The sequence below is a fragment of the Mordavella massiliensis genome, assembly GCF_016901695.1.
Lineage (GTDB): Bacteria > Bacillota > Clostridia > Lachnospirales > Lachnospiraceae > Claveliimonas > Claveliimonas massiliensis_A.
Genome location: NZ_JACJKS010000002.1, coordinates 83754 through 102610 on the forward strand (window position 1 = coordinate 83754; position 18857 = coordinate 102610).

21 protein-coding genes are annotated in these 18857 nt (G+C 60.1%); all 21 read left to right on the forward strand.

Features of this window, described 5'->3' with window-relative positions; all coding sequences use genetic code 11:
- Positions 1 to 26: 26 nt before the first annotated feature.
- The 21 genes from infB (at position 27) to H6A20_RS01845 (ending at position 18850) form a co-directional block, all read left to right on the forward strand.
- Positions 27 to 2810, forward strand: a complete 2784-nt coding sequence (infB, locus tag H6A20_RS01745) for a translation initiation factor IF-2 (RefSeq protein ID WP_204905442.1) — start codon at positions 27 to 29, stop codon at positions 2808 to 2810.
- Positions 2811 to 2843: 33 nt separating this feature from the next.
- The gene (gene rbfA, locus H6A20_RS01750) at positions 2844 to 3230 is read left to right on the forward strand and encodes a 30S ribosome-binding factor RbfA (protein WP_204905443.1); all 387 of its coding nucleotides are present in this window, start codon (positions 2844 to 2846) and stop codon (positions 3228 to 3230) included.
- Complete coding sequence (locus H6A20_RS01755) at positions 3220 to 4197, forward strand: DHH family phosphoesterase (RefSeq protein WP_204905444.1); 978 nt, start codon at positions 3220 to 3222, stop codon at positions 4195 to 4197. Before rbfA ends, H6A20_RS01755 begins: the two co-directional genes overlap by 11 nt.
- A 2-nt stretch (positions 4198 to 4199) precedes the next feature.
- The gene (truB, locus tag H6A20_RS01760) at positions 4200 to 5102 is read left to right on the forward strand and encodes a tRNA pseudouridine(55) synthase TruB (RefSeq protein ID WP_204905582.1); all 903 of its coding nucleotides are present in this window, start codon (positions 4200 to 4202) and stop codon (positions 5100 to 5102) included.
- Positions 5103 to 5135: 33 nt separating this feature from the next.
- A complete protein-coding gene (ribF, locus tag H6A20_RS01765; protein ID WP_204905445.1) occupies positions 5136 to 6062 on the forward strand; it encodes a riboflavin biosynthesis protein RibF in 927 nt (308 codons plus the stop codon).
- 130 nt (positions 6063 to 6192) lie between these two features.
- Positions 6193 to 6459: a 30S ribosomal protein S15 gene (gene rpsO / locus H6A20_RS01770; RefSeq protein WP_204905446.1), complete on the forward strand. Its 267-nt coding sequence runs from the start codon at positions 6193 to 6195 to the stop codon at positions 6457 to 6459.
- A gap of 200 nt (positions 6460 to 6659) precedes the next feature.
- Complete coding sequence (locus tag H6A20_RS01775; protein ID WP_204905447.1) at positions 6660 to 8747, forward strand: polyribonucleotide nucleotidyltransferase; 2088 nt, start codon at positions 6660 to 6662, stop codon at positions 8745 to 8747.
- A gap of 124 nt (positions 8748 to 8871) precedes the next feature.
- Positions 8872 to 9789, forward strand: a complete 918-nt coding sequence (gene spoIIIAA / locus H6A20_RS01780; protein WP_204905448.1) for a stage III sporulation protein AA — start codon at positions 8872 to 8874, stop codon at positions 9787 to 9789.
- Entirely contained in the window at positions 9786 to 10304 is a 519-nt protein-coding gene (locus H6A20_RS01785; RefSeq protein WP_204905449.1) for a stage III sporulation protein AB, read from the forward strand. The genes spoIIIAA and H6A20_RS01785 overlap by 4 nt, the downstream gene beginning before the upstream one ends.
- Positions 10305 to 10314: 10 nt before the next feature.
- Positions 10315 to 10509: a stage III sporulation protein AC gene (gene spoIIIAC, locus H6A20_RS01790; protein ID WP_204905450.1), complete on the forward strand. Its 195-nt coding sequence runs from the start codon at positions 10315 to 10317 to the stop codon at positions 10507 to 10509.
- Between the two features lie 30 nt (positions 10510 to 10539).
- On the forward strand, positions 10540 to 10926 hold the full coding sequence (locus H6A20_RS01795; RefSeq protein ID WP_204905451.1) for a SpoIIIAC/SpoIIIAD family protein: 387 nt from the start codon (positions 10540 to 10542) through the stop codon (positions 10924 to 10926).
- The gene (locus H6A20_RS01800) at positions 10923 to 12098 is read left to right on the forward strand and encodes a stage III sporulation protein AE (protein WP_204905452.1); all 1176 of its coding nucleotides are present in this window, start codon (positions 10923 to 10925) and stop codon (positions 12096 to 12098) included. Before H6A20_RS01795 ends, H6A20_RS01800 begins: the two co-directional genes overlap by 4 nt.
- A 17-nt stretch (positions 12099 to 12115) precedes the next feature.
- The gene (locus H6A20_RS01805) at positions 12116 to 12472 is read left to right on the forward strand and encodes a stage III sporulation protein AF (RefSeq protein ID WP_204905453.1); all 357 of its coding nucleotides are present in this window, start codon (positions 12116 to 12118) and stop codon (positions 12470 to 12472) included.
- Entirely contained in the window at positions 12444 to 13058 is a 615-nt protein-coding gene (locus tag H6A20_RS01810) for a stage III sporulation protein AG (RefSeq protein WP_204905454.1), read from the forward strand. The genes H6A20_RS01805 and H6A20_RS01810 overlap by 29 nt, the downstream gene beginning before the upstream one ends.
- A 12-nt stretch (positions 13059 to 13070) precedes the next feature.
- Positions 13071 to 13718: a SpoIIIAH-like family protein gene (locus H6A20_RS01815; protein WP_204905455.1), complete on the forward strand. Its 648-nt coding sequence runs from the start codon at positions 13071 to 13073 to the stop codon at positions 13716 to 13718.
- 256 nt (positions 13719 to 13974) lie between these two features.
- Positions 13975 to 15579, forward strand: a complete 1605-nt coding sequence (locus H6A20_RS01820; protein WP_204905456.1) for a peptide chain release factor 3 — start codon at positions 13975 to 13977, stop codon at positions 15577 to 15579.
- Between the two features lie 91 nt (positions 15580 to 15670).
- Positions 15671 to 16054, forward strand: a complete 384-nt coding sequence (locus tag H6A20_RS01825) for an Asp23/Gls24 family envelope stress response protein (RefSeq protein ID WP_204905457.1) — start codon at positions 15671 to 15673, stop codon at positions 16052 to 16054.
- The gene (gene nusB, locus H6A20_RS01830; protein ID WP_204905458.1) at positions 16055 to 16453 is read left to right on the forward strand and encodes a transcription antitermination factor NusB; all 399 of its coding nucleotides are present in this window, start codon (positions 16055 to 16057) and stop codon (positions 16451 to 16453) included.
- A 24-nt stretch (positions 16454 to 16477) separates the two neighbouring features.
- Positions 16478 to 17710 carry an exodeoxyribonuclease VII large subunit gene (xseA, locus tag H6A20_RS01835; protein ID WP_204905459.1) on the forward strand — a complete coding sequence of 411 codons (1233 nt, stop codon included), beginning with the start codon at positions 16478 to 16480 and terminating at the stop codon, positions 17708 to 17710.
- Entirely contained in the window at positions 17698 to 17943 is a 246-nt protein-coding gene (gene xseB / locus H6A20_RS01840; protein ID WP_204905460.1) for an exodeoxyribonuclease VII small subunit, read from the forward strand. Before xseA ends, xseB begins: the two co-directional genes overlap by 13 nt.
- Entirely contained in the window at positions 17909 to 18850 is a 942-nt protein-coding gene (locus H6A20_RS01845; protein WP_243426091.1) for a polyprenyl synthetase family protein, read from the forward strand. Before xseB ends, H6A20_RS01845 begins: the two co-directional genes overlap by 35 nt.
- Positions 18851 to 18857: the final 7 nt, after the last annotated feature.

The following is an 18857-nucleotide window of genomic DNA, read 5'->3' on the forward strand; positions in this document are numbered from 1 at the left end:
CGATGCTGCATAGAGGAGGTAATTGCATGTCGAAAATAAAAGTGTATGAACTTGCCAAGGAGCTCGGCAAATCCAGCAAAGAGCTGATGGAGTTCCTGGCAGACAGGAAGATAGAAGTAAAGAGCCATATGAGCGCGCTGGAGGACGAGGACGCCCAGAGAGTGCGCCGCGCGTTTACGAAAAAGCCGGAGGAGGCGCCGGTGAAAAAGGAGTCTGCCGCTGCAGAGGAAGCGCCCCGAAAGGAAGAGGCCCCGAAGAAAAAGAATATCGTGCATGTCTTCCGGCCCCAGAACAGCCGTGACGGCAAGAATCTGATGCGCCAGGGACGCGCTCAGGGCGGCCAGGCCGCACGGGGCGCCGCGCAGCGGCCGGCAGGAGCCCGCCCGGCAGGGGAGAGACCGGCAGGAGCCCGCCCGGCAGGGGAGAGGCCCGCAGGAGCCCGTCCGGCAGGGGAGAGACCGGCAGGAGCCCGCCCGGCAGGGGAGAGGCCCGCAGGAGCCCGCCCGGCAGGGGAGAGGCCCGCAGGCACACGCCCGGCAGGGGAGAGGCCCGCAGGAGCCCGCCCGGCAGGGGAGAGACCCGCAGGCACACGCCCGGAGAGAGGCTTCGGCGGCGAGCGCGGCGAGAGACGCGACGACAGGCGCGACGGCAGAGGCGGCCAGCGCCCGGAGAGAAGCTTTGGGGGCGAGCGCGGCGAGAGGCGTGACGACAGACGCGGCGAGAGGCGCGATGGCGAGCGGGGAGACAGAAGGCCCGGCCAGCGCCCGGAGAGAGGCTTCGGCGGCGAGCGCGGCGAGAGGCGCGACGACAGACGCGACGGCAGGGGCGGCCGCTTTGGCGAGAACAAGGACCGCCAGCCCAGGAAGAATCCATCCATCCCGGCGCCCGCACTGGAGGGACAGAAGCCCCAGCGCAGCAAGGGAAAAGGAAAGGGCGACTATAAGAAGAAAGACTACCGCGACGACGAGGAGAGGACAGCAAAGGGAAGAGGCCGGAAGCAGGATCAGAAGCCGCAGCTTCAGAAGCCCCAGCACAAGGAGCAGAAGCAGGAGGAGCAGATCAAATCCATCGTGATCCCCGAGGTTCTGACGATCCAGGATCTGGCCGACAAGATGAAGATCGTGCCCTCTGTGATTGTAAAGAAGCTGTTCCTGCAGGGCAAGATCGTGACGGTCAACCAGGAGATCGACTACGAGACCGCGGAGGAGATCGCGCTGGACTTTGATGTTCTCTGCGAGAAGGAAGAAGTCGTTGACGTGATCGAGGAGCTCCTGAAGGAGGATGAGGAGGACGAGAAGAAGATGAAGAAGCGTCCGCCGGTTGTCTGCGTCATGGGACACGTTGACCACGGTAAGACCTCCCTTCTGGATGCGATCCGCCACACGAACGTAACAGGCCGCGAGGCCGGCGGCATCACGCAGCACATCGGCGCCTACGTGGTGGAGGTGAACGGGGAGAAGATCACCTTCCTCGACACTCCCGGACACGAGGCGTTCACAGCCATGCGTATGCGCGGCGCCAACTCCACGGATATCGCGATCCTTGTCGTGGCTGCGGATGACGGCGTGATGCCCCAGACAGTGGAGGCCATCAACCACGCGAAAGCGGCAGGCGTTGAGATCATCGTCGCCATCAACAAGATCGACAAGCCAAGCGCCAACATCGACCGCGTGAAGCAGGAGCTGGCAGAGCACGAGCTGATCCCGGAGGACTGGGGCGGCAGCACGGTGTTCGTACCGGTGTCCGCCAAGACCGGCGACGGACTTCCCGATCTGATGGAGATGATCCTTCTGACAGCAGAGATGCTGGAGCTGAAGGCAAACCCGAATCGCCGGGCGAGAGGCCTCGTCATCGAGGCGCAGCTCGACAAGGGCAGAGGACCGGTGGCTACCGTCCTTGTGCAGAAGGGCACCCTCCGCGTAGGCGATCCCGTGGCGGCCGGCAGCTCCTTCGGAAAAGTGCGCGCCATGATGGATGACAAGGGCAGACGGGTCAAGGAAGCAGGTCCGTCCATGCCGGTAGAGATCCTCGGCCTCAACGACGTTCCGAACGCCGGCGAGGTGCTGATGGGATGCAAGAATGAGAAAGATGCGAGAAGCTTTGCAGATACCTTTATCTCACAGAACAAGGCAAAACTGCTGGAAGAGACGAAATCCAAGCTGTCCCTTGACGACCTGTTCACGCAGATCAAGGAGGGCAACTTAAAAGAGCTTGGCATCGTCGTGAAGGCGGATGTGCAGGGTTCCGTGGAGGCGCTGAAGCAGAGCCTTCTGAAGCTCTCCAACGACGAGGTAGTCGTCAAGGTGATCCACGGCGGCGTGGGCGCCATCAACGAGTCGGATGTAAGCCTTGCTTCCGCCTCCAACGCCATCATCATCGGCTTCAACGTACGGCCTGATGCGACGGCGAAGGACACCGCGGAGAGAGAGGGCGTGGACATCCGCCTGTACCGCGTGATCTACAATGCCATCGAGGATGTGGAGGCAGCCATGAAGGGCATGCTGGATCCCGTCTTCGAGGAGAAGGTGCTGGGACATGCGGAGATCCGCCAGACATTCAAGGCTTCCGGCGTGGGAACGATCGGCGGCGCCTACGTGCTGGACGGCACCTTCGAGAGAGACTGCCAGGCGCGGATCATCCGCGACGGCGTCGTGATCTACGACGGCAAGCTCGCGTCCCTGAAGAGGTTCAAGGACGACGTCAAAGAGGTGAGAGCCGGATACGAGTGCGGCTTTGTCTTTGAGAACTACAACGACATTAAAGAGGGAGACCAGGTGGAAGCCTACAAGATGGTAGAGATCCCGAGATAGGCCCCGGCTGGCTGCCACAGTAAGGAGAGTGCTATGAGAAAGAACAGCATTAAGAATACAAGAGTCAACACGGAAGTGCAAAGGGAGCTCTCCAACATCATCAGGGGCGGCATTAAAGATCCGCGGATCGCGCCGTGGACCTCTGTCGTCTCCGTGGAGGTGGCCCCGGACCTGAAGACCTGCAAGGCCTACATCAGCGTGCTGGGAGACGAGAAAGCCCAGGCTGATACCCTTGCCGGCCTGAAGAGTGCAGAGGGGTATATCCGGAGAGAACTGGCACATACACTGAACATGAGAAATACGCCGGAGATCCGGTTCATCCTGGACCAGTCCATCGAGTACGGCGTCAATATGTCAAAGAAGATAGCAGACGTAACCAAAGGCCTGGATCAAAAAGGAGATGCACAGGATGCAGAATAGACTTGCAGAACTTCTGGAGGGAAAGACCTCTGTGGCGATCGGCGGCCATGTGCGGCCCGACGGCGACTGCGTCGGGTCCTGCATGGGGCTGTACCTTTACCTGAGAGAGAACTTTGAAGACATAGACACAGATGTGTACCTGGAAAAGATCCCGTCCCACTTTTCTTTTCTGAAAGGAACGGAGATGATCCGGCACGAGGCGGATGCAGGGAAGAAATACGACCTTTTCATCTGCCTGGACTGCGGGGACGAGGAGAGGCTCGGGTTTGCGGCGCCGCTCTTTGAGAGCGCGGGCCACACCTTCTGCGTGGACCACCATATCAGCAACAAGGCGTTTGCGCAGGACAACTGCATCGTGCCGGACGCAAGCTCCACATCCGAGCTTGTGTACGGACTCATGGACCGGGAGAAGGTGACAAAGGAGATCGCGGAAGCCCTCTATACGGGAATCGTGCACGACACCGGCGTGTTCCGGTATTCCTGCGCGGGGCCGGACACATTCCGGGCGGCGGCGGAGCTCCTTGAGAAGGGGATCGACGCCCCGTCCATCATTGAGAATACATTCTATGAGAAGACGTACGCCCAGAACCAGATCCTCGGGCGGGCGCTGCTGGAGAGCATTGTCTTCATGCACGGGCAGTGCATCTTCAGCTCCGTGTCCCAGGCAGTCATGAAGTTCTACGGCGTGACGCCGAAGGAGCTGGACGGGATCGTCAGCCAGCTTCGCACCACCAGGGGCGTGGAAGTGGCGGTGTTCCTCTACGAGCAGGAACCGGGCGTATACAAGGTGAGCCTGCGATCCAGGGAGAAGGTGGACGTGAGCAGGGTGGCCCAGTATTTCGGCGGCGGCGGCCATGTGCGGGCGGCCGGCTGCACGATGCCCGGGACGGTCCACGACGTGATCAACAATCTGGCTGTCCAGATCGAGCGCCAGCTCGGGGCGGACAAAGGAGAGGATGAGGCGTGATCATGCTGGACGGCATTTTTAACGTATACAAGGAAAAAGGCTACACATCCCACGATGTGGTGGCAAAGCTGCGCGGCATTGCGGGGCAGAGAAAGATCGGACACACAGGGACGCTGGATCCGGATGCGGAGGGCGTCCTTCCCGTCTGTCTCGGGAAAGCCACCAGGGTCTGCGATGTGCTGGCCGACAAGAGCAAGACGTACCGGACGGTGCTGCTCCTTGGACGAAGGACCGATACGCAGGACATCTCCGGCGCCTGTCTGGAGGAAAAGGAGACAGCCGCCCTTACAGAAGCGCAGGTCCGGGAGGCCGTGGAGAGTTTTCAGGGCGTCTACATGCAGACGCCGCCCATGTACTCCGCGCTCAAGGTGAACGGCAGAAAGCTCTACGAGCTGGCCCGGGAGGGAAAGACAGTGGAGAGGAAAGCCCGACCCGTGGAGATCTCCCGCATCCGGATCCTGAAGATGGAACTGCCGAGAGTCTGGATGGAAGTGGACTGCTCCAAGGGGACCTACATCCGGACCCTCTGCGACGACATCGGCCGGAAGCTTGGCGTGGGGGGCTGCATGGAAGAACTGCTCCGCACAAGGGTGGGGGAGTTCTCCATCGGTGACAGCCTCCGGCTTTCGGAGCTTGAGGCCCTCAGGGAGCAGGGCAGCCTGGAGAGCCGTCTTATGCCTGTGGACAGCGTATTTGCCTCATACAGGCGGGCGGATGCGGGGGCCGAGGAAGAACCGCTCCTCTGGAACGGCAATCCGCTCCGGCTTCCCGGCCTGCAAAAAGACGTGCGGGACAGAGAGCTGGTGCGCGTGTACGACCGGGAGGGACGGTTTGTGGCCCTGTACCGGTACGATGAAAAAGGCGGCGTCTTCCGGACAGAGAAGATGTTCTTCAGCCGCCGGTAAGACAGAAGATTGTATGACAAAGAAGGAAGCAACATGCAGTATATACAAGGACTGGACGCATTCCGGGAGAGCGGCAGGACTGCTGTGACCCTGGGGAAATTTGACGGGTTGCACCGCGGGCATCAGAAGCTGGTGGAGAAGGTGGAGTCCTACGGCCGGGCGGACAAGGTCCGCACAGCGGTCTGCTCGTTCGACATGGAGCCTCTAAGCGAGCGGCTCCACCGCCCCTACCGCGTCCTCATGACAAAAGAGGAGAGGCGGGCGCATCTGGAGGGAAGGGTGGACTACCTGGTGGACTGCCCGTTTACGGAAGAATTCAGCCGCATGAGCGCGGAGGATTTTATCCGGGATGTGCTGTGCGGTATCTTCCACGCTGCCTACGTGGTCGTGGGGACGGATTTCTCCTTCGGCTACCAGAAGCGGGGCGACTACCACATGCTGGAGCGGTATCAGGACGTGTACGGCTACCGCCTGGATGTAGTGGAAAAAGAAAGGTACCAGGAGCGCGAGATCAGCAGCACCTACGTGAAGGAGGCGCTGGCTGCCGGCGACATGGAGCTGGCGCAGACGCTCCTCGGATATCCGTACGAGATCGCGGGCACGGTGGAGCACGGGAAGCAGCTTGGGCGCACCCTCGGGTTTCCCACCTTTAACGTGGAGCCGCCGGCCCAGAAGCTGCTCCCGCCCAACGGGGTCTACCTGGAGCAGGTGGAAGTGGACGGGATCTGGCACGGAGCCATCGGCAACCTGGGCGTCAGGCCAACCGTGACAGACAGCGGCAGGGTGCTGATCGAGAGCTATCTTTTCGATTACAGCGGCAACGCCTACGGGAAAGAGGTGAAGATCCGGCTGCGGGCCTTCCGGCGCCCGGAACAGAAATTCGCGGACGTGGAGGAGATGAAGCGGCAGGTGGACCGGGATATCGCCGCAGGGAGAGAGTATCTTTCCCGTTTCAGATAAAAAAGAGTTTACTTTCCCGCCTGAGTATGCTATACTACCAGACGGTGAAAACAGCCGGTGTTCGGTAAGAGGAAGACTCCGACCATTACTTAATGCCTGGCCATGTAGAAGAAAAAGGAGGAAACAAGACATGATTTCAAAAGAGCAGAAAGCACAGATCATCGCTGAGTACGGCAGAACTGAGGGAGATACAGGATCTCCGGAGGTACAGATCGCCATCCTGACAGCAAGGATCAATGATCTTACAGATCATTTCAAGGCAAACCCGAAGGATCATCACTCCAGAAGAGGACTTCTGAAGATGGTTGGTCAGAGAAGAGGACTTCTCGCATATCTGAGAAAGACGGACATCGAGAGATACCGTGCGCTGATCGAGAGACTTGGCCTGAGAAAGTAATCTGTGAAAAATGGAGGGAACACCTGACAGGGTGTTCCTTTTTTCTTGCCTGCGGGATATTTCTATGCTATAATATTTTAGATTGCGGACAGGGGTAAAATCCGGGACCACTGAAAAGCGCATCTGCCTGCAAGGTGTGTTTTTCAGTAGTTTCGGTTTTGCCTGTCCAGGCTCAAGTTAAGAAAGAAAAGGAGAAAGACATGTACAAGAAGTATGAAATGGAATTAGCCGGCAGAACGCTTCGCGTGGATGTGGACAGAGTGGCCAAGCAGGCCAACGGCGCTGTCCTGATGCACTACGGTGACACCACGGTCCTGTGTACGGCAACGGCATCTGAGAAACCGAGGGAGGGGATCGATTTCTTCCCCTTAAGCGTGGAGTACAACGAGAGGATGTACGCGGTGGGCAAGATCCCGGGCGGCTTCAATAAGCGCGAGGGCAAGGCCTCTGAGAACGCCATCCTCACAGACCGCGTCATCGACCGGCCCATGCGTCCCCTGTTCCCGAAGGATTACCGCAATGATGTAACGCTGGAGAACCTGGTCCTGTCCGTAGATCAGGACTGCGCGCCGGAGCTGACAGCCATGCTGGGAGCTGCCATCGCCACCTGCATCTCCGACATCCCCTTTGACGGACCCATCTCCACCACACAGGTGGGCCTGGTGGACGGCCAGTTCGTGTTCAACCCCACGGCGGCCCAGCGGGAAGTGTCCGATATGGCGCTGACTGTTGCCTCCACAAAGGAGAAGGTCATCATGATCGAGGCCGGAGCTAAGGAAGTGCCGGAGGCACAGATGATCGAGGCCATCTTCGCAGCCCACGAGCTGAACCAGAAGGTGATCGCCTTCATCGAGACCATCGTGGCCGAGTGCGGCAAGCCGAAGCACACATATGAGAGTTTTGCAGTTCCCCAGGAGCTGTTTGACGAGATCCAAAAGATCGTGCCCCCCGAGGAGATGGAGACGGCTGTCTTCACAGACGACAAGCAGACGAGAGAGGAGAATATCCGCCAGGTGACAGAGAAGCTGGCAGAGGCCTTCGCGGACAACGAGGCGTATCTGGCGAAGCTGGACGAGGCGGTATACCAGTACCAGAAGAAGACGGTCCGCAAGATGATCCTCAAGGATCACAAGCGCCCGGACGGCAGGGCCATCGATGAGATCCGCCCGCTGGCTGCGGAGGTGGATCTGATCCCGCGCGTACACGGCTCCGCCATGTTCACGAGAGGACAGACGCAGATCTGCAACATCGCGACGCTCGCGCCCCTGTCTGAGGCACAGCGCCTGGACGGCCTGGATGAGCACGAGACGTCCAAGAGATACATGCACCACTACAACTTCCCGTCCTACTCCGTAGGCGAGACCCGTCCGTCCAGAGGACCCGGACGCCGTGAGATCGGACACGGGGCCCTGGCTGAGAGAGCCCTCATCCCGGTCCTCCCAAGCGAGGCGGAATTCCCCTATGCGATCCGCACCGTATCCGAGACATTTGAGTCCAACGGCTCCACGTCCCAGGCCAGCGTGTGCGCTTCATCCATGTCCCTGATGGCGGCCGGCGTGCCCATCAAGGCGGCGGTAGCCGGTATCTCCGCTGGTCTTGTGACCGGGGAGACGGACGACGACTACCTTGTCCTGACAGACATCCAGGGCCTGGAGGACTTCTTCGGGGATATGGACTTCAAGGTGGCCGGCACCCACAAGGGTATCACAGCCATCCAGATGGATATCAAGATTCACGGCCTGACACGGCCGATCATCGAGGAGGCCATCGCCGCTACAAAGAAGGCGAGAACCTACATCCTCGACGAAGTGATGGCCAAGGCCATCGCTGAGCCCAGACCGGAGGTAGGCCCCTACGCGCCGAAGATCATCCTGATGCAGATCGACCCGCAGAAGATCGGCGATGTGGTGGGACAGAGAGGTAAGACCATCAACGCCATCATCGAGGAGACGGGCGTGAAGATCGACATCGAGGACGACGGCTCCGTGTCCATCTGCGGCACCGAGAGCGAGGCCATGGAGAGGGCGCGCCGCCTCATCGAGATCATTGTCACGGACTTCGAGGCCGGCCAGGTGCTGGAAGGAAAGGTTGTCAGCATCAAAGAGTTCGGCGCCTTCCTGGAGTTCGCTCCCGGCAAGGAGGGCATGGTGCATATCTCCAAGATCTCCAAACAGCACATCAAGCAGGTGGAGGATGTCCTGACGATGGGCGATGTGGTAAAGGTCGTATGCCTTGGAAAAGACAAGATGGGACGCTTCTCTTTCAGCATGAAGGATGTAGCCGAGTAAAATAGAACACAGTACAGAGGGAAAGGATGCCGGACGTGGCGTCCTTTCTTTTTATGCAGGTATATTTTATGCAGGTATAAATCACCCGGCTCCACATATATATGGGTTAAAGAGGTGGACAAAGATGAGAGACGAACAGGTGCGAAACATTCTTCCGGCGCGGGTGCGCCAGGTGATCGAACAGGAGCCGGACGCTGCAGGCGGGATCCAGGAGATCCGGCTGCGGACCGGACAGCCCCTCCTGATCCGCTGCGGCGGCAGGGAGCGGATCCCGGGGCGCGCAGGCCCCTATATCGTGACAGCCAGGGATCTGCGGGAGACTGTGGACTATGCCAGCAATTACTCCCTCTACGCCTATGAGGAGGAGATGCGGCAGGGGTTTATCACCATCGAGGGCGGGCACAGAGTGGGGCTGACCGGCCAGGTGATCGTGGAGAACGGGCATGTCAGGAACCTGAAGCATATCTCTTCCGTGAACATCCGCGTCTCCCATGAGGTGCGCGGCTGCTCGGACAAGGTATTTCCCCGGATCACATACAACAGGCAGGTGGCCCACACCCTCATCATCTCCCCGCCCGGATGCGGGAAGACGACGCTCCTCAGAGACATGGTGCGGCAGATCTCCGACGGCAACGCCTACGTGAAAGGCATGACCGTGGGCGTGGTGGACGAGCGCTCCGAGATCGGGGGCTGCTGCCGGGGCGTGGCCCAGAATGATCTCGGCATTCGGACAGACGTGCTGGACGGCTGCCCGAAGGCGGAGGGCATGATCATGCTGATCCGCTCCATGGCGCCCCAGGTGATCGCCGTCGACGAGATCGGCGCTGAAGAGGACGTGCATGCAGTCGAGTACGCCATGCACTGCGGCTGCAAAATGATCGCCACCATGCACGGCGATTCCCTGGAGGAGCTGCGAAGGAAGCCGGTATCCGGGCAGATGGTCGAAAAGCGGCGGTTTGAGCGGTACGTCATCCTCCGCGGAAGGGGAGAGGTGGAGGCCATCCTGGACGGTGACGGGAGAGAGGTGGGAAGAGGGACATGATCCGCCTGGCAGGCGCGGCCCTGGTCGTTGCATCCGCCACCCTCCTCGGCTTCCGGGCGTCGGAGGCGCTGGACATAGCGTACCGCGAGGCGGAGGACCTGCACCGGATCCTGTGCATGCTGCAGGGGGAGATCCGGTATGCCCGCTCGTTTCTGGGGGAGGCGCTCCTGCAGATCGCAGGGAGCCAGAAGGATCCATACAAAGCCTGGCTGCGGGCGCTCCACGGGAAGATGGAGAGGAGGCAGGAGGGCAGCCTTCCGGCCATATGGGAAGAGACGACGCGGCAGTATCTTGGCGGACTTGCCCTTGGCCGGGAGGAGAAGGAGAGGCTGGGCGGGCTCGGCCTCTATCTTGGGAGTGCGGACGCACAGATGCAGATCCGGCACCTGGAACTGTACACCCGGCATCTGGAGGAAGTGATGGAGGAGATGCGCCGCAGGATAAAGATGCAGAAAAAGCTGTACAGGATCCTGGGCATGTCAGGGGGCATACTGGCTGCGGTCCTGCTCATATAGGGAGGAAAAGATGGAAGTAGATCTGATATTTAAAATCGCGGCAGTGGGGATCCTCGTCTCCGTGCTCAGCCAGGTACTGAAGCACAGCGGCAGGGAGGAACAGGCCTTCCTGACAAGTCTGGCAGGGCTGCTCCTCGTGCTCTTCTGGATCGTACCCTACATCTACGATCTCTTTACCGCGATCCAGGACCTCTTTTCCCTGTAGGCAAGGGGAACTGTCGGAAGGGGGAATGGGATGGACATCGTAAAGATCGCCCTGCTGGGCGTGGCCGGCACCCTTTTGGCCATCCAGTTCAGGAGCGGAAAGACTGAATACGGGATCTATATCTGCGCGGGCTTAAGTCTTGTGATCTTCTTCTCCGTGCTGGGACAGACCGGCGCGGTGCTTGGCAGGCTGCGGGAGATCATGGCCTACATTGACCTGGCTCCGGTGTACCTGGAGATGCTGGTGAAGATGCTGGGAATCACCTTTGTGGCCGAGTTCTCCTCAGCCCTCTGCCAGGACGCCGGGTATCAGACCATAGCCAGGCAGATCGAGATAGCGGCCAAGCTGGCAGTGCTCGTCCTGGGGCTCCCTGTGGTGCTGGCCCTGCTGGAGATGATCCGGGAGTTCCTGTCTTGAGGCGGGGAAAGCGGCTGGCAGCCGCGCATAGAGCGCTCCTTTGCATCCTGTTTCTGGCAGCGTGCCTGCTGCCGCTTCCGTGCAGGGCTGCCGGGCCGGGGGAGTCTGCAGTGCCGGGGGCGGAAGAGATGCTGGAGGAGGAGATGGATCTGGGGGAGATAAACCGGGCGCTGGAAGACATCTTCCCGGAGGAGAAGCCGGACTTTCAGGAGACGGTGGCAGCGCTCCTTTCGGGAGATCTGTCGGTCTCGGCCGGGCTTGTGGGAGAGGTGGTCTCAGAGAGCATCTTCGGCGCGCTGCAGGTAAACAGGGACAGTCTGGTGCACATGGTGCTGATCGCAGTGATCGCGGCGGCTTTCACGAATTTTGCAGATGTCTTCCGGGCCAGGCAGGTGTCGGAGATCAGCTTCTACCTTCTGTACATGCTGCTGCTCGCCCTGTGCCTGCGGGCGTTTGAGAGCGCGGCCGGATGGACGCAGGACGGGATCAGCCTGCTCGCCTCGTTTATGAAGGCGCTCTGTCCGGTCTATTTCATCGCTGTCTCCGCGGCTAAGGGCAGCATGACGGCGGCAGCCTTTTACAATCTGGCGCTCCTTGTGATCCTCCTTGTGGAGATCCTGCTTCTTAAGGTGCTTCTGCCTGTGCTGCGCATCTACATGATGCTCAGGGTGCTGAACTGCCTGTCCGGGGAGGAGTATCTGTCCAGACTGACGGAGCTGATCGAGACGGCGGTGTCCTGGACGCTGAAGACGCTCCTGGCGCTTGTGATCGGCCTTGGCACGATCCAGGGCCTCATCGCGCCCGCCATCGACAGCGTCAAGAGGAGCGCCCTGACAAGAGGCGTCGAGGCGATACCGGGAGTGGGTGACGCCATCGGCGGGACGGCGGAGGTGATCCTGGGGACGGCGGTGGTGGTGAAGAACGGGATCGGGACAGCCGGCGCCCTGTTCTGCTTCGCCCTGTGCGTCACGCCCCTTGTCCAGGCCGGTGCCATGGTCCTGATGTACCGGCTGGCGGCAGCCGTCCTGCAGCCGGTGTCAGACAGGAGGCTGACCGGGTGCATCGCCGGCATGGCGGACGCCTGCCAGCTTCTCATGCGGCTGATCTTCACGGCGGGCATGCTCTTTCTTCTGACCATCGCCATCGTGGCGGTCTCCACGAACCGGACTTGAGAAAGGGGGACGGCGGGATGCTGGAACAACTGTACGAATGGATCCGCGGGATCGCGTATTTCATGGTTTTTGCCGCCATGCTGGACCATGTGGTGCCGGGGGAGGACTACCGGAAATACATCCGCTTCTTTACCGGCCTGCTGCTTGTGGTACTGCTTGTGACGCCGCTTTTAAAACTGGCCGGGATGGGAGGGGAGATCCTCTCCCTGTACCGGGGCAGCGCCTACACGGAAGAACTGGAGCAGATCCGGGAGGCCGGCGCTTATTTCCAGGACATCGGATCTGCGGAGGATCCCGGGGGAGTGAGGCGGAAAGAAGAAGGAAGAGACGGGGAGGGGAACATCCATGTGGAAGATATCAGAATTGAAGAGTAGCCGGATCCGGGCGCTGCTTAAAAAGGACCGTCTGCTGATCGCGCTTCTGTCAGGCATCCTTCTTCTCGTGGTCACATGGCCGGCGGGGGAGGAGCAGGAAGAAGCCGGGCTGACGGGATATGGGGCTGATGCCGCCGCAGGCACCGCAGGCAGCGCCGGCGGATCCGGCGCAAGCGCCGCCTACGCCGCGGACCTGGAGAGGAGGCTTGAGGAGGTGCTCTCCCAGACTGAGGGGGTGGGGCGTACGGAAGTGATGGTCACGCTCCAGTCTACGGCGGAGAAGGTGGTGGAGAAGGACCGGGAGAGCGAGAGCGAGTCCGTGGAGGAGACAGACAGCCAGGGCGGCACCAGGACGACCGTAAAGAGCCGGTCCGGGAGCAGCACTGTCTACGGGGAGGGGGAAAGCACAGCCCGGGACGGGGGGCCCTATGTCACGAAGGAATTAAGCCCCGCCGTGGAGGGCGTCGTGGTGCTCGCCCAGGGCGGCTCCAGCCCGGAGACAGTCCGGGACATCACAGAGGCGGTCCAGGCATTATTCCATGTAGACACGCATAAAATTAAGGTGATGAAGCTCAAAGAATCATAAGGAGGTAGGGAAGTGAAAAAAATATTCAGGAAAAACCAGATCATCATCGCGGCGCTCGCGGTCATGATCGCCGCCGCCGGGTATCTGAATTATTCCGGGCGCCTGTTTGGCGGGGAGGATGACGCCGCCCAGACAAGCGCGGATCTGGCGAACCAGGAGCTGCTCGACATATCGGAGGAGGATGTATCCGCCAAAGCGGACGACATCGAGAGCCAGGACGGGGATGCGGATGCAGCCGGAGACGGGGAGGACGGCACTGTGGACGGGACGCCGGGGGAGGCAGTCCTGACAAGCGGGGATGCCTCCGCGGTGGTGGCCCAGGCCAAAGTGACGCGGGAGCAGGTGCGGGCGAAGAGCAAGGAGGACCTCCTCTCCATCATCGACAATGAGAACCTGAGCGACGAGCAGAAGCAGACCGCTGTGAACCAGATGGTGCAGATGACAGATCTGGCAGAGAAGGAGACGGCGGCGGAGACACTGCTTGCCTCCAAGGGGTTTGACGAGGCCGTCGTGAGCCTCACGGCAGACAGCGCGGACGTGGTGGTGAATGCGGCGGACCTGTCCGAGGCGAACCGGGCCCAGATCGAGGACATCATCACGAGAAAGACCGGCGTGGCGGCCCAGAATATCGTGATCACACCTGTGAGCGCATCCCAGTAGATAAGATAAAGGCAGCAGTGAGGGCAGCAGGAAACCCTGGTGAGGTAATGACCGGGGTTTTTTTGTACTGGCGACGAGCCAAAGTCCGGGCTTGCCCGAGACCTTGGCGACCGCCTACAATCCCGGAATGTGCCTTTTGGCACTTCCGGTGATTGTTGGAAAAGAATGATTGCAGAACAGCTCCCACCTGTGCTAAACTATATGTTCGGAGTAAAACGAAAATCAAAGTTTATGAGGACAGAGGAGAGCAGATATCATGCCGGATTTGACAAAGCAGATGAAAGAGGAGATCAGAAGGCGCCGGACCTTCGCCATCATATCCCACCCGGATGCGGGTAAGACGACGCTGACTGAGAAGTTCCTCCTGTACGGGGGCGCCATCAACCAGGCGGGGAGCGTGAAAGGAAAAGCAACCGCGAAGCACGCGGTGTCGGACTGGATGGAGATCGAGAAGGAGAGAGGAATCTCCGTTACATCTTCGGTCCTGCAGTTTGAGTACGACGGGTACTGCATCAACATCCTGGACACGCCCGGGCACCAGGATTTCTCGGAGGATACGTACCGGACGCTGATGGCGGCCGACTCGGCCGTGATGGTGATCGACGCCTCCAAGGGCGTGGAGGCCCAGACAAGAAAGCTGTTCAAAGTCTGTACCATGCGCCACATCCCCATCTTTACCTTTATCAACAAGATGGACCGGGAGGCCATGGACACCTTTGAACTGCTGGACGATATTGAGAACGAGCTCGGCATTGCCACCTGCCCCGTCAACTGGCCCATCGGCTCCGGCAAGAGCTTTAAGGGCGTCTATGACCGCGCGAAGCGGGAGGTGGAGCTGTTCTCGGATACAAAGAAGGGGACGACACAGGGAGCGGTCAAGAAAGTAAAGATCGACGATCCGGAAATCACCTGGCTCATCGACGAGAACCAGAGGCAGCAGCTTGAGGAGGAGATCGAGCTTCAGGACGGCGCGGGCGCCGCGTTCGACCAGGAGCTTGTCAGCCGGGGCGAGCTGTCCCCTGTCTTCTTCGGGTCCGCCCTGACGAACTTCGGAGTGGAGACGTTCCTGCAGCACTTCCTTGCCATGACCTCGTCGCCCCTTCCGAGAAAGGCAGACAAAGGGGAGGTCGATCCCATGGAGGAGCCGGATTTCTCCGCCTTTGTCTTTAAGATCCAGGCAAACATGAACAAGGCCCACCGGGACCGGATCGCCTTCATGCGCATCTGTTCCGGCAAGTTTGAGGCCGGCATGGAGGTCAGCCACATCCAGGGCGGGAAGAAGGTGCGCCTCTCCCAGCCCCAGCAGATGATGGCGAGCGAGAGGAAGATCATTGAGAACGCCTATGCGGGCGATATCATCGGCGTGTTCGATCCGGGCATCTTCTCCATCGGGGACACGCTGACGGCGTCCTCAGAAAAGTTTGCCTTTGAGGGCATTCCCACCTTTGCGCCGGAGCATTTTGCCCGGGTCCGCCAGGTGGACACAATGAAGAGGAAGCAGTTCATCAAGGGCATCAGCCAGATCGCCCAGGAGGGCGCCATCCAGATCTTCCAGGAGTACAACACCGGCATGGAGGAGATCATCGTCGGCGTGGTGGGCGTCCTGCAGTTCGACGTGCTCAAATACCGGCTGGAGAACGAATACAAGGTGGAGATCCGGCTGGATCCGCTGCCCTATGAATACATCCGCTGGATTGAAAACGAGGAGATCGATCTGGACCGCCTGTCCGGAACTTCCGATATGAAGAAGATCCGGGATCTCAAGGACCGCCCGCTGCTCCTCTTCGTGAACGAGTGGAGCATCCGCATGACCGAGGAGCGCAACGAGGGCCTTGTGCTGGCCGAGTTCGGCCGGTCATAGGAATGTCCCCGAAAGTGTTGGCATTTGTATATTAATTTGTTATAATGTGTATTATGATAGCATGAGTTCATGTAGTTTGGAGGACAGTCTTATGGGAAAAGAAGAGAGAAATACCTATACAATAAAAGAGGATGAGAACCTCGGTGAAGTCAAGATCGCGGACGAGGTTGTCGCCATCATCGCCGGCCTCGCGGCCATGGAAGTGGAGGGCGTGGCATCCATGTCCGGCAACGCCACGAAGGAGCTGATCAGCAAGCTCGGCATGAAGTCCCTCTCCAAGGGCGTGAAGGTGGATGTGCTGGAGGGGATCGTCACCGTATCCCTGAAGCTGAACCTGAAGTACGGTTACAATGTGATGGAGATCTGCCAGAAGGTGCAGGAGAAAGTGAAAGCTTCCATCGAAAATATGACAGGTCTGACGGTGGCGGATGTGAATATCCGGATCGCAGGCGTGGATGTCCCGGAGGAAGCGTAAGTGAAGAGATCAGAAGCGAGGGAACATATATTTAAGATGGTGTTCGGGCTGGAGTTCAACGGCGCCGGCGAACTCCCCCAGCAGCTGGAGCTCTATTTTGAGCAGCTCGGCGAGGCGGACGAAAAGGACCGGACATACATCGAGGATAAGGCCCGCGCCGTGGCGGAGCACCGGGAGGAGATCGACGCCCTGATCGACGCGCACACGACCGGTTGGAAGACGACGCGCATGGCCAAGGTGGACCTTACGATCCTGCGCCTGGCTGTCTATGAGATGAAGTGGGATGAGGACGTCCCGGTCTCTGTCGCCATCAACGAGGCGGTCGAGCTGGCGAAGCGGTTCGGCGGCGATGAGAGCCCGTCCTTTGTGAACGGCGTCCTTGCCAGGATCGCTGACTGACACGGAAGGTGAGCGTGGAAGATCATGGCGGGAAATGTGTATACAGTCAGACAGGTAAATGCATATATCAGGAATATGTTTGCCCAGGATTTCATGCTGAACCGTATCTACGTCAGGGGTGAGGTATCGAACTGTAAATACCACACATCGGGTCATATATATTTTTCATTGAAGGATGAGTCCGGAACGATCGCCTGCGTCATGTTCGCAGGCCAGCGTGGTGGGCTCTCTTTTCGTATGGCGGAGGGGCAGCAGGTGATCGTCCTCGGCTCCGTGAGCGTGTATGAGCGCGGCGGGACCTATCAGCTCTACGCCAAACAGATCCGTCTGGACGGGGAGGGGGTTCTCTACGAGAGATTCCAGGCCCTGAAGAAGGAGCTGGAGGAGATGGGCATGTTTGCCCCGGACTACAAGAAGCCGATCCCCCGGTTCGCCATGCGGGTCGGCGTGGTGACCGCTTCCACGGGAGCCGCGGTGCGGGACATCATGAATATCAGCAGGCGCAGGAACCCGTATGTGCAGCTTGTGCTCTGCCCGGCGCAGGTGCAGGGCGAGGGCGCGAAGGAGAGCATCGTGCGGGGGATCCGCGCGCTGGAGCGTGCCGGCGTGGATGTGATGATCGTGGGACGCGGGGGCGGATCCATCGAGGATCTGTGGGCGTTCAACGAGGAGGAAGTGGCCCGGGCGATCTTCGACTGCACGGTGCCGGTGATCTCGGCAGTGGGCCACGAGACGGACACGACCATTGCGGACTATGTGGCGGACCTGCGGGCGCCCACCCCCTCTGCAGCCGCGGAGCTGGCCGTGTGGGATCTGCGTCTCTTTGACCAGCATCTGCGGGAGTGCGCGCTTAAGATGAACCGGCAGATGGACAGGCTTTTACAGGTGAACCGGCTGCTTGTCCAGAAGTATGAGACGAGGCTTGCCTACCTCCATCCGGAGAGCAAGCTGCGGGAGAGAAAGCAGATGCTGGCGGAGCTGGAGGACGCCATGCGCCGGGCCATGGGGCAGAAGGTCCGGAACGCGAGGCAGGCCCTGGCCCTTAGTATTGAGAAGATGCGCGGCCTGTCGCCGGCGGGCAAGCTGAACCAGGGCTGGGCCTACGTGGAGAGAGAAAAGGACGGGGCGCCCGAGGCGGTCCGGAGCATCCGGCAGGCAAAAACAGACGAGGAATTACGGATCTATGTGGCGGACGGCGTGATCCGCGCGAAGGTCCTTGAGACAGACCGGGAAGGAGGAGCAGCATGGCAGAGATAAAGACAGGGCAGACGGAAGAAGCGGTCCGGGAGGAGAAGACGCTGGAACAGCTTTTCGGGGAGCTTGAGCAGGTCACGGCTGCCCTGGAGCAGGAGAATTCCCTGGAGGAATCCTTCAGACTGTACCACAGGGGCATGGATATGCTGAAGGAGTGCAGTGACAGGATCGACCGGGTGGAGAAGGAGATACAGGTTCTGGATGACAAAGGAGACATACATGAGCTGCAGGAATGAAAAGAAGGACTGGGAAGTGGAGTTTGAGAGGGAAAGACAGGAGAAGACCGCCGGGATCGAGGAGATCCTGCGCGCATATCTCCCGGAGAAACAGGGACAGCAGAGGCTGATCATGGAGGCCATGGAGTACAGCCTGCTGGCCGGCGGCAAGCGGCTGCGCCCCATGCTGATGCAGGAGACATACGCCCTGTTCGGCGGCAGGGAGAAGGTGGTGGAGCCCTTTATGGCCGCCATCGAGATGATCCATACCTACTCCCTCGTCCATGACGACCTCCCGGCCATGGATAACGACGACTACCGGCGCGGCAGGAGGACGACCCACGTGGTCTACGGGGAGGACATGGGTATCCTGGCAGGGGACGCGCTCCTCAATTACGCGTTCGAGACGGCCACTCTTGCCTTTGAGCAGTATCCGGACAGAGCCCTCCTCATCGGGAAGGCGCTGCGGATCCTGGCGGTGAAAGCGGGCATCTACGGGATGATCGGCGGCCAGGTGGTGGATGTGAAGGAGACGGGACACGCAGTCTCCAGGGAAGTGCTGGATTTTATCTACGAGCTGAAGACAGGGGCCCTCATCGAGAGCTCCATGATGATCGGGGCCGTCCTGGCAGGGGCCTCCGATGCGGAGGTGGAGAAGGTGGAGAAGATCGCGTCCGCGGTCGGCTTTGCCTTCCAGGTGCAGGACGACATACTGGACGTGACGGGCACAAGCGATGTGCTCGGTAAACCGGTGCACAGTGATGAGAAGAACGAGAAGAGTACCTACGTGACCCTGACAGGCCTTGCGGAGGCCTCCAGGATCGTGGAGGATGCATCCCGCGAGGCGATCCGGCTCCTCGCGGAGCTCCCGGGGGATAACCCGTATCTCTCCCGGCTGCTGGAGAAGCTGATCCACCGGGAAAAATAAGGAGCGG

What these genes read in the sequence shown, in the direction of transcription:
- infB (WP_204905442.1), top strand. Translation starts at nt 27, where the DNA reads ATGTCGAAAATAAAAGTGTATGAACTTGCCAAGGAGCTCGGCAAATCC.
- rbfA (WP_204905443.1), top strand. Translation starts at nt 2,844, where the DNA reads ATGAGAAAGAACAGCATTAAGAATACAAGAGTCAACACGGAAGTGCAA.
- H6A20_RS01755 (WP_204905444.1), top strand. Translation starts at nt 3,220, where the DNA reads ATGCAGAATAGACTTGCAGAACTTCTGGAGGGAAAGACCTCTGTGGCG.
- truB (WP_204905582.1), top strand. Translation starts at nt 4,200, where the DNA reads ATGCTGGACGGCATTTTTAACGTATACAAGGAAAAAGGCTACACATCC.
- ribF (WP_204905445.1), top strand. Translation starts at nt 5,136, where the DNA reads ATGCAGTATATACAAGGACTGGACGCATTCCGGGAGAGCGGCAGGACT.
- rpsO (WP_204905446.1), top strand. Translation starts at nt 6,193, where the DNA reads ATGATTTCAAAAGAGCAGAAAGCACAGATCATCGCTGAGTACGGCAGA.
- H6A20_RS01775 (WP_204905447.1), top strand. Translation starts at nt 6,660, where the DNA reads ATGTACAAGAAGTATGAAATGGAATTAGCCGGCAGAACGCTTCGCGTG.
- spoIIIAA (WP_204905448.1), top strand. Translation starts at nt 8,872, where the DNA reads ATGAGAGACGAACAGGTGCGAAACATTCTTCCGGCGCGGGTGCGCCAG.
- H6A20_RS01785 (WP_204905449.1), top strand. Translation starts at nt 9,786, where the DNA reads ATGATCCGCCTGGCAGGCGCGGCCCTGGTCGTTGCATCCGCCACCCTC.
- spoIIIAC (WP_204905450.1), top strand. Translation starts at nt 10,315, where the DNA reads ATGGAAGTAGATCTGATATTTAAAATCGCGGCAGTGGGGATCCTCGTC.
- H6A20_RS01795 (WP_204905451.1), top strand. Translation starts at nt 10,540, where the DNA reads ATGGACATCGTAAAGATCGCCCTGCTGGGCGTGGCCGGCACCCTTTTG.
- H6A20_RS01805 (WP_204905453.1), top strand. Translation starts at nt 12,116, where the DNA reads ATGCTGGAACAACTGTACGAATGGATCCGCGGGATCGCGTATTTCATG.
- H6A20_RS01810 (WP_204905454.1), top strand. Translation starts at nt 12,444, where the DNA reads ATGTGGAAGATATCAGAATTGAAGAGTAGCCGGATCCGGGCGCTGCTT.
- H6A20_RS01820 (WP_204905456.1), top strand. Translation starts at nt 13,975, where the DNA reads ATGCCGGATTTGACAAAGCAGATGAAAGAGGAGATCAGAAGGCGCCGG.
- H6A20_RS01825 (WP_204905457.1), top strand. Translation starts at nt 15,671, where the DNA reads ATGGGAAAAGAAGAGAGAAATACCTATACAATAAAAGAGGATGAGAAC.
- xseA (WP_204905459.1), top strand. Translation starts at nt 16,478, where the DNA reads ATGGCGGGAAATGTGTATACAGTCAGACAGGTAAATGCATATATCAGG.
- xseB (WP_204905460.1), top strand. Translation starts at nt 17,698, where the DNA reads ATGGCAGAGATAAAGACAGGGCAGACGGAAGAAGCGGTCCGGGAGGAG.
- H6A20_RS01845 (WP_243426091.1), top strand. Translation starts at nt 17,909, where the DNA reads ATGACAAAGGAGACATACATGAGCTGCAGGAATGAAAAGAAGGACTGG.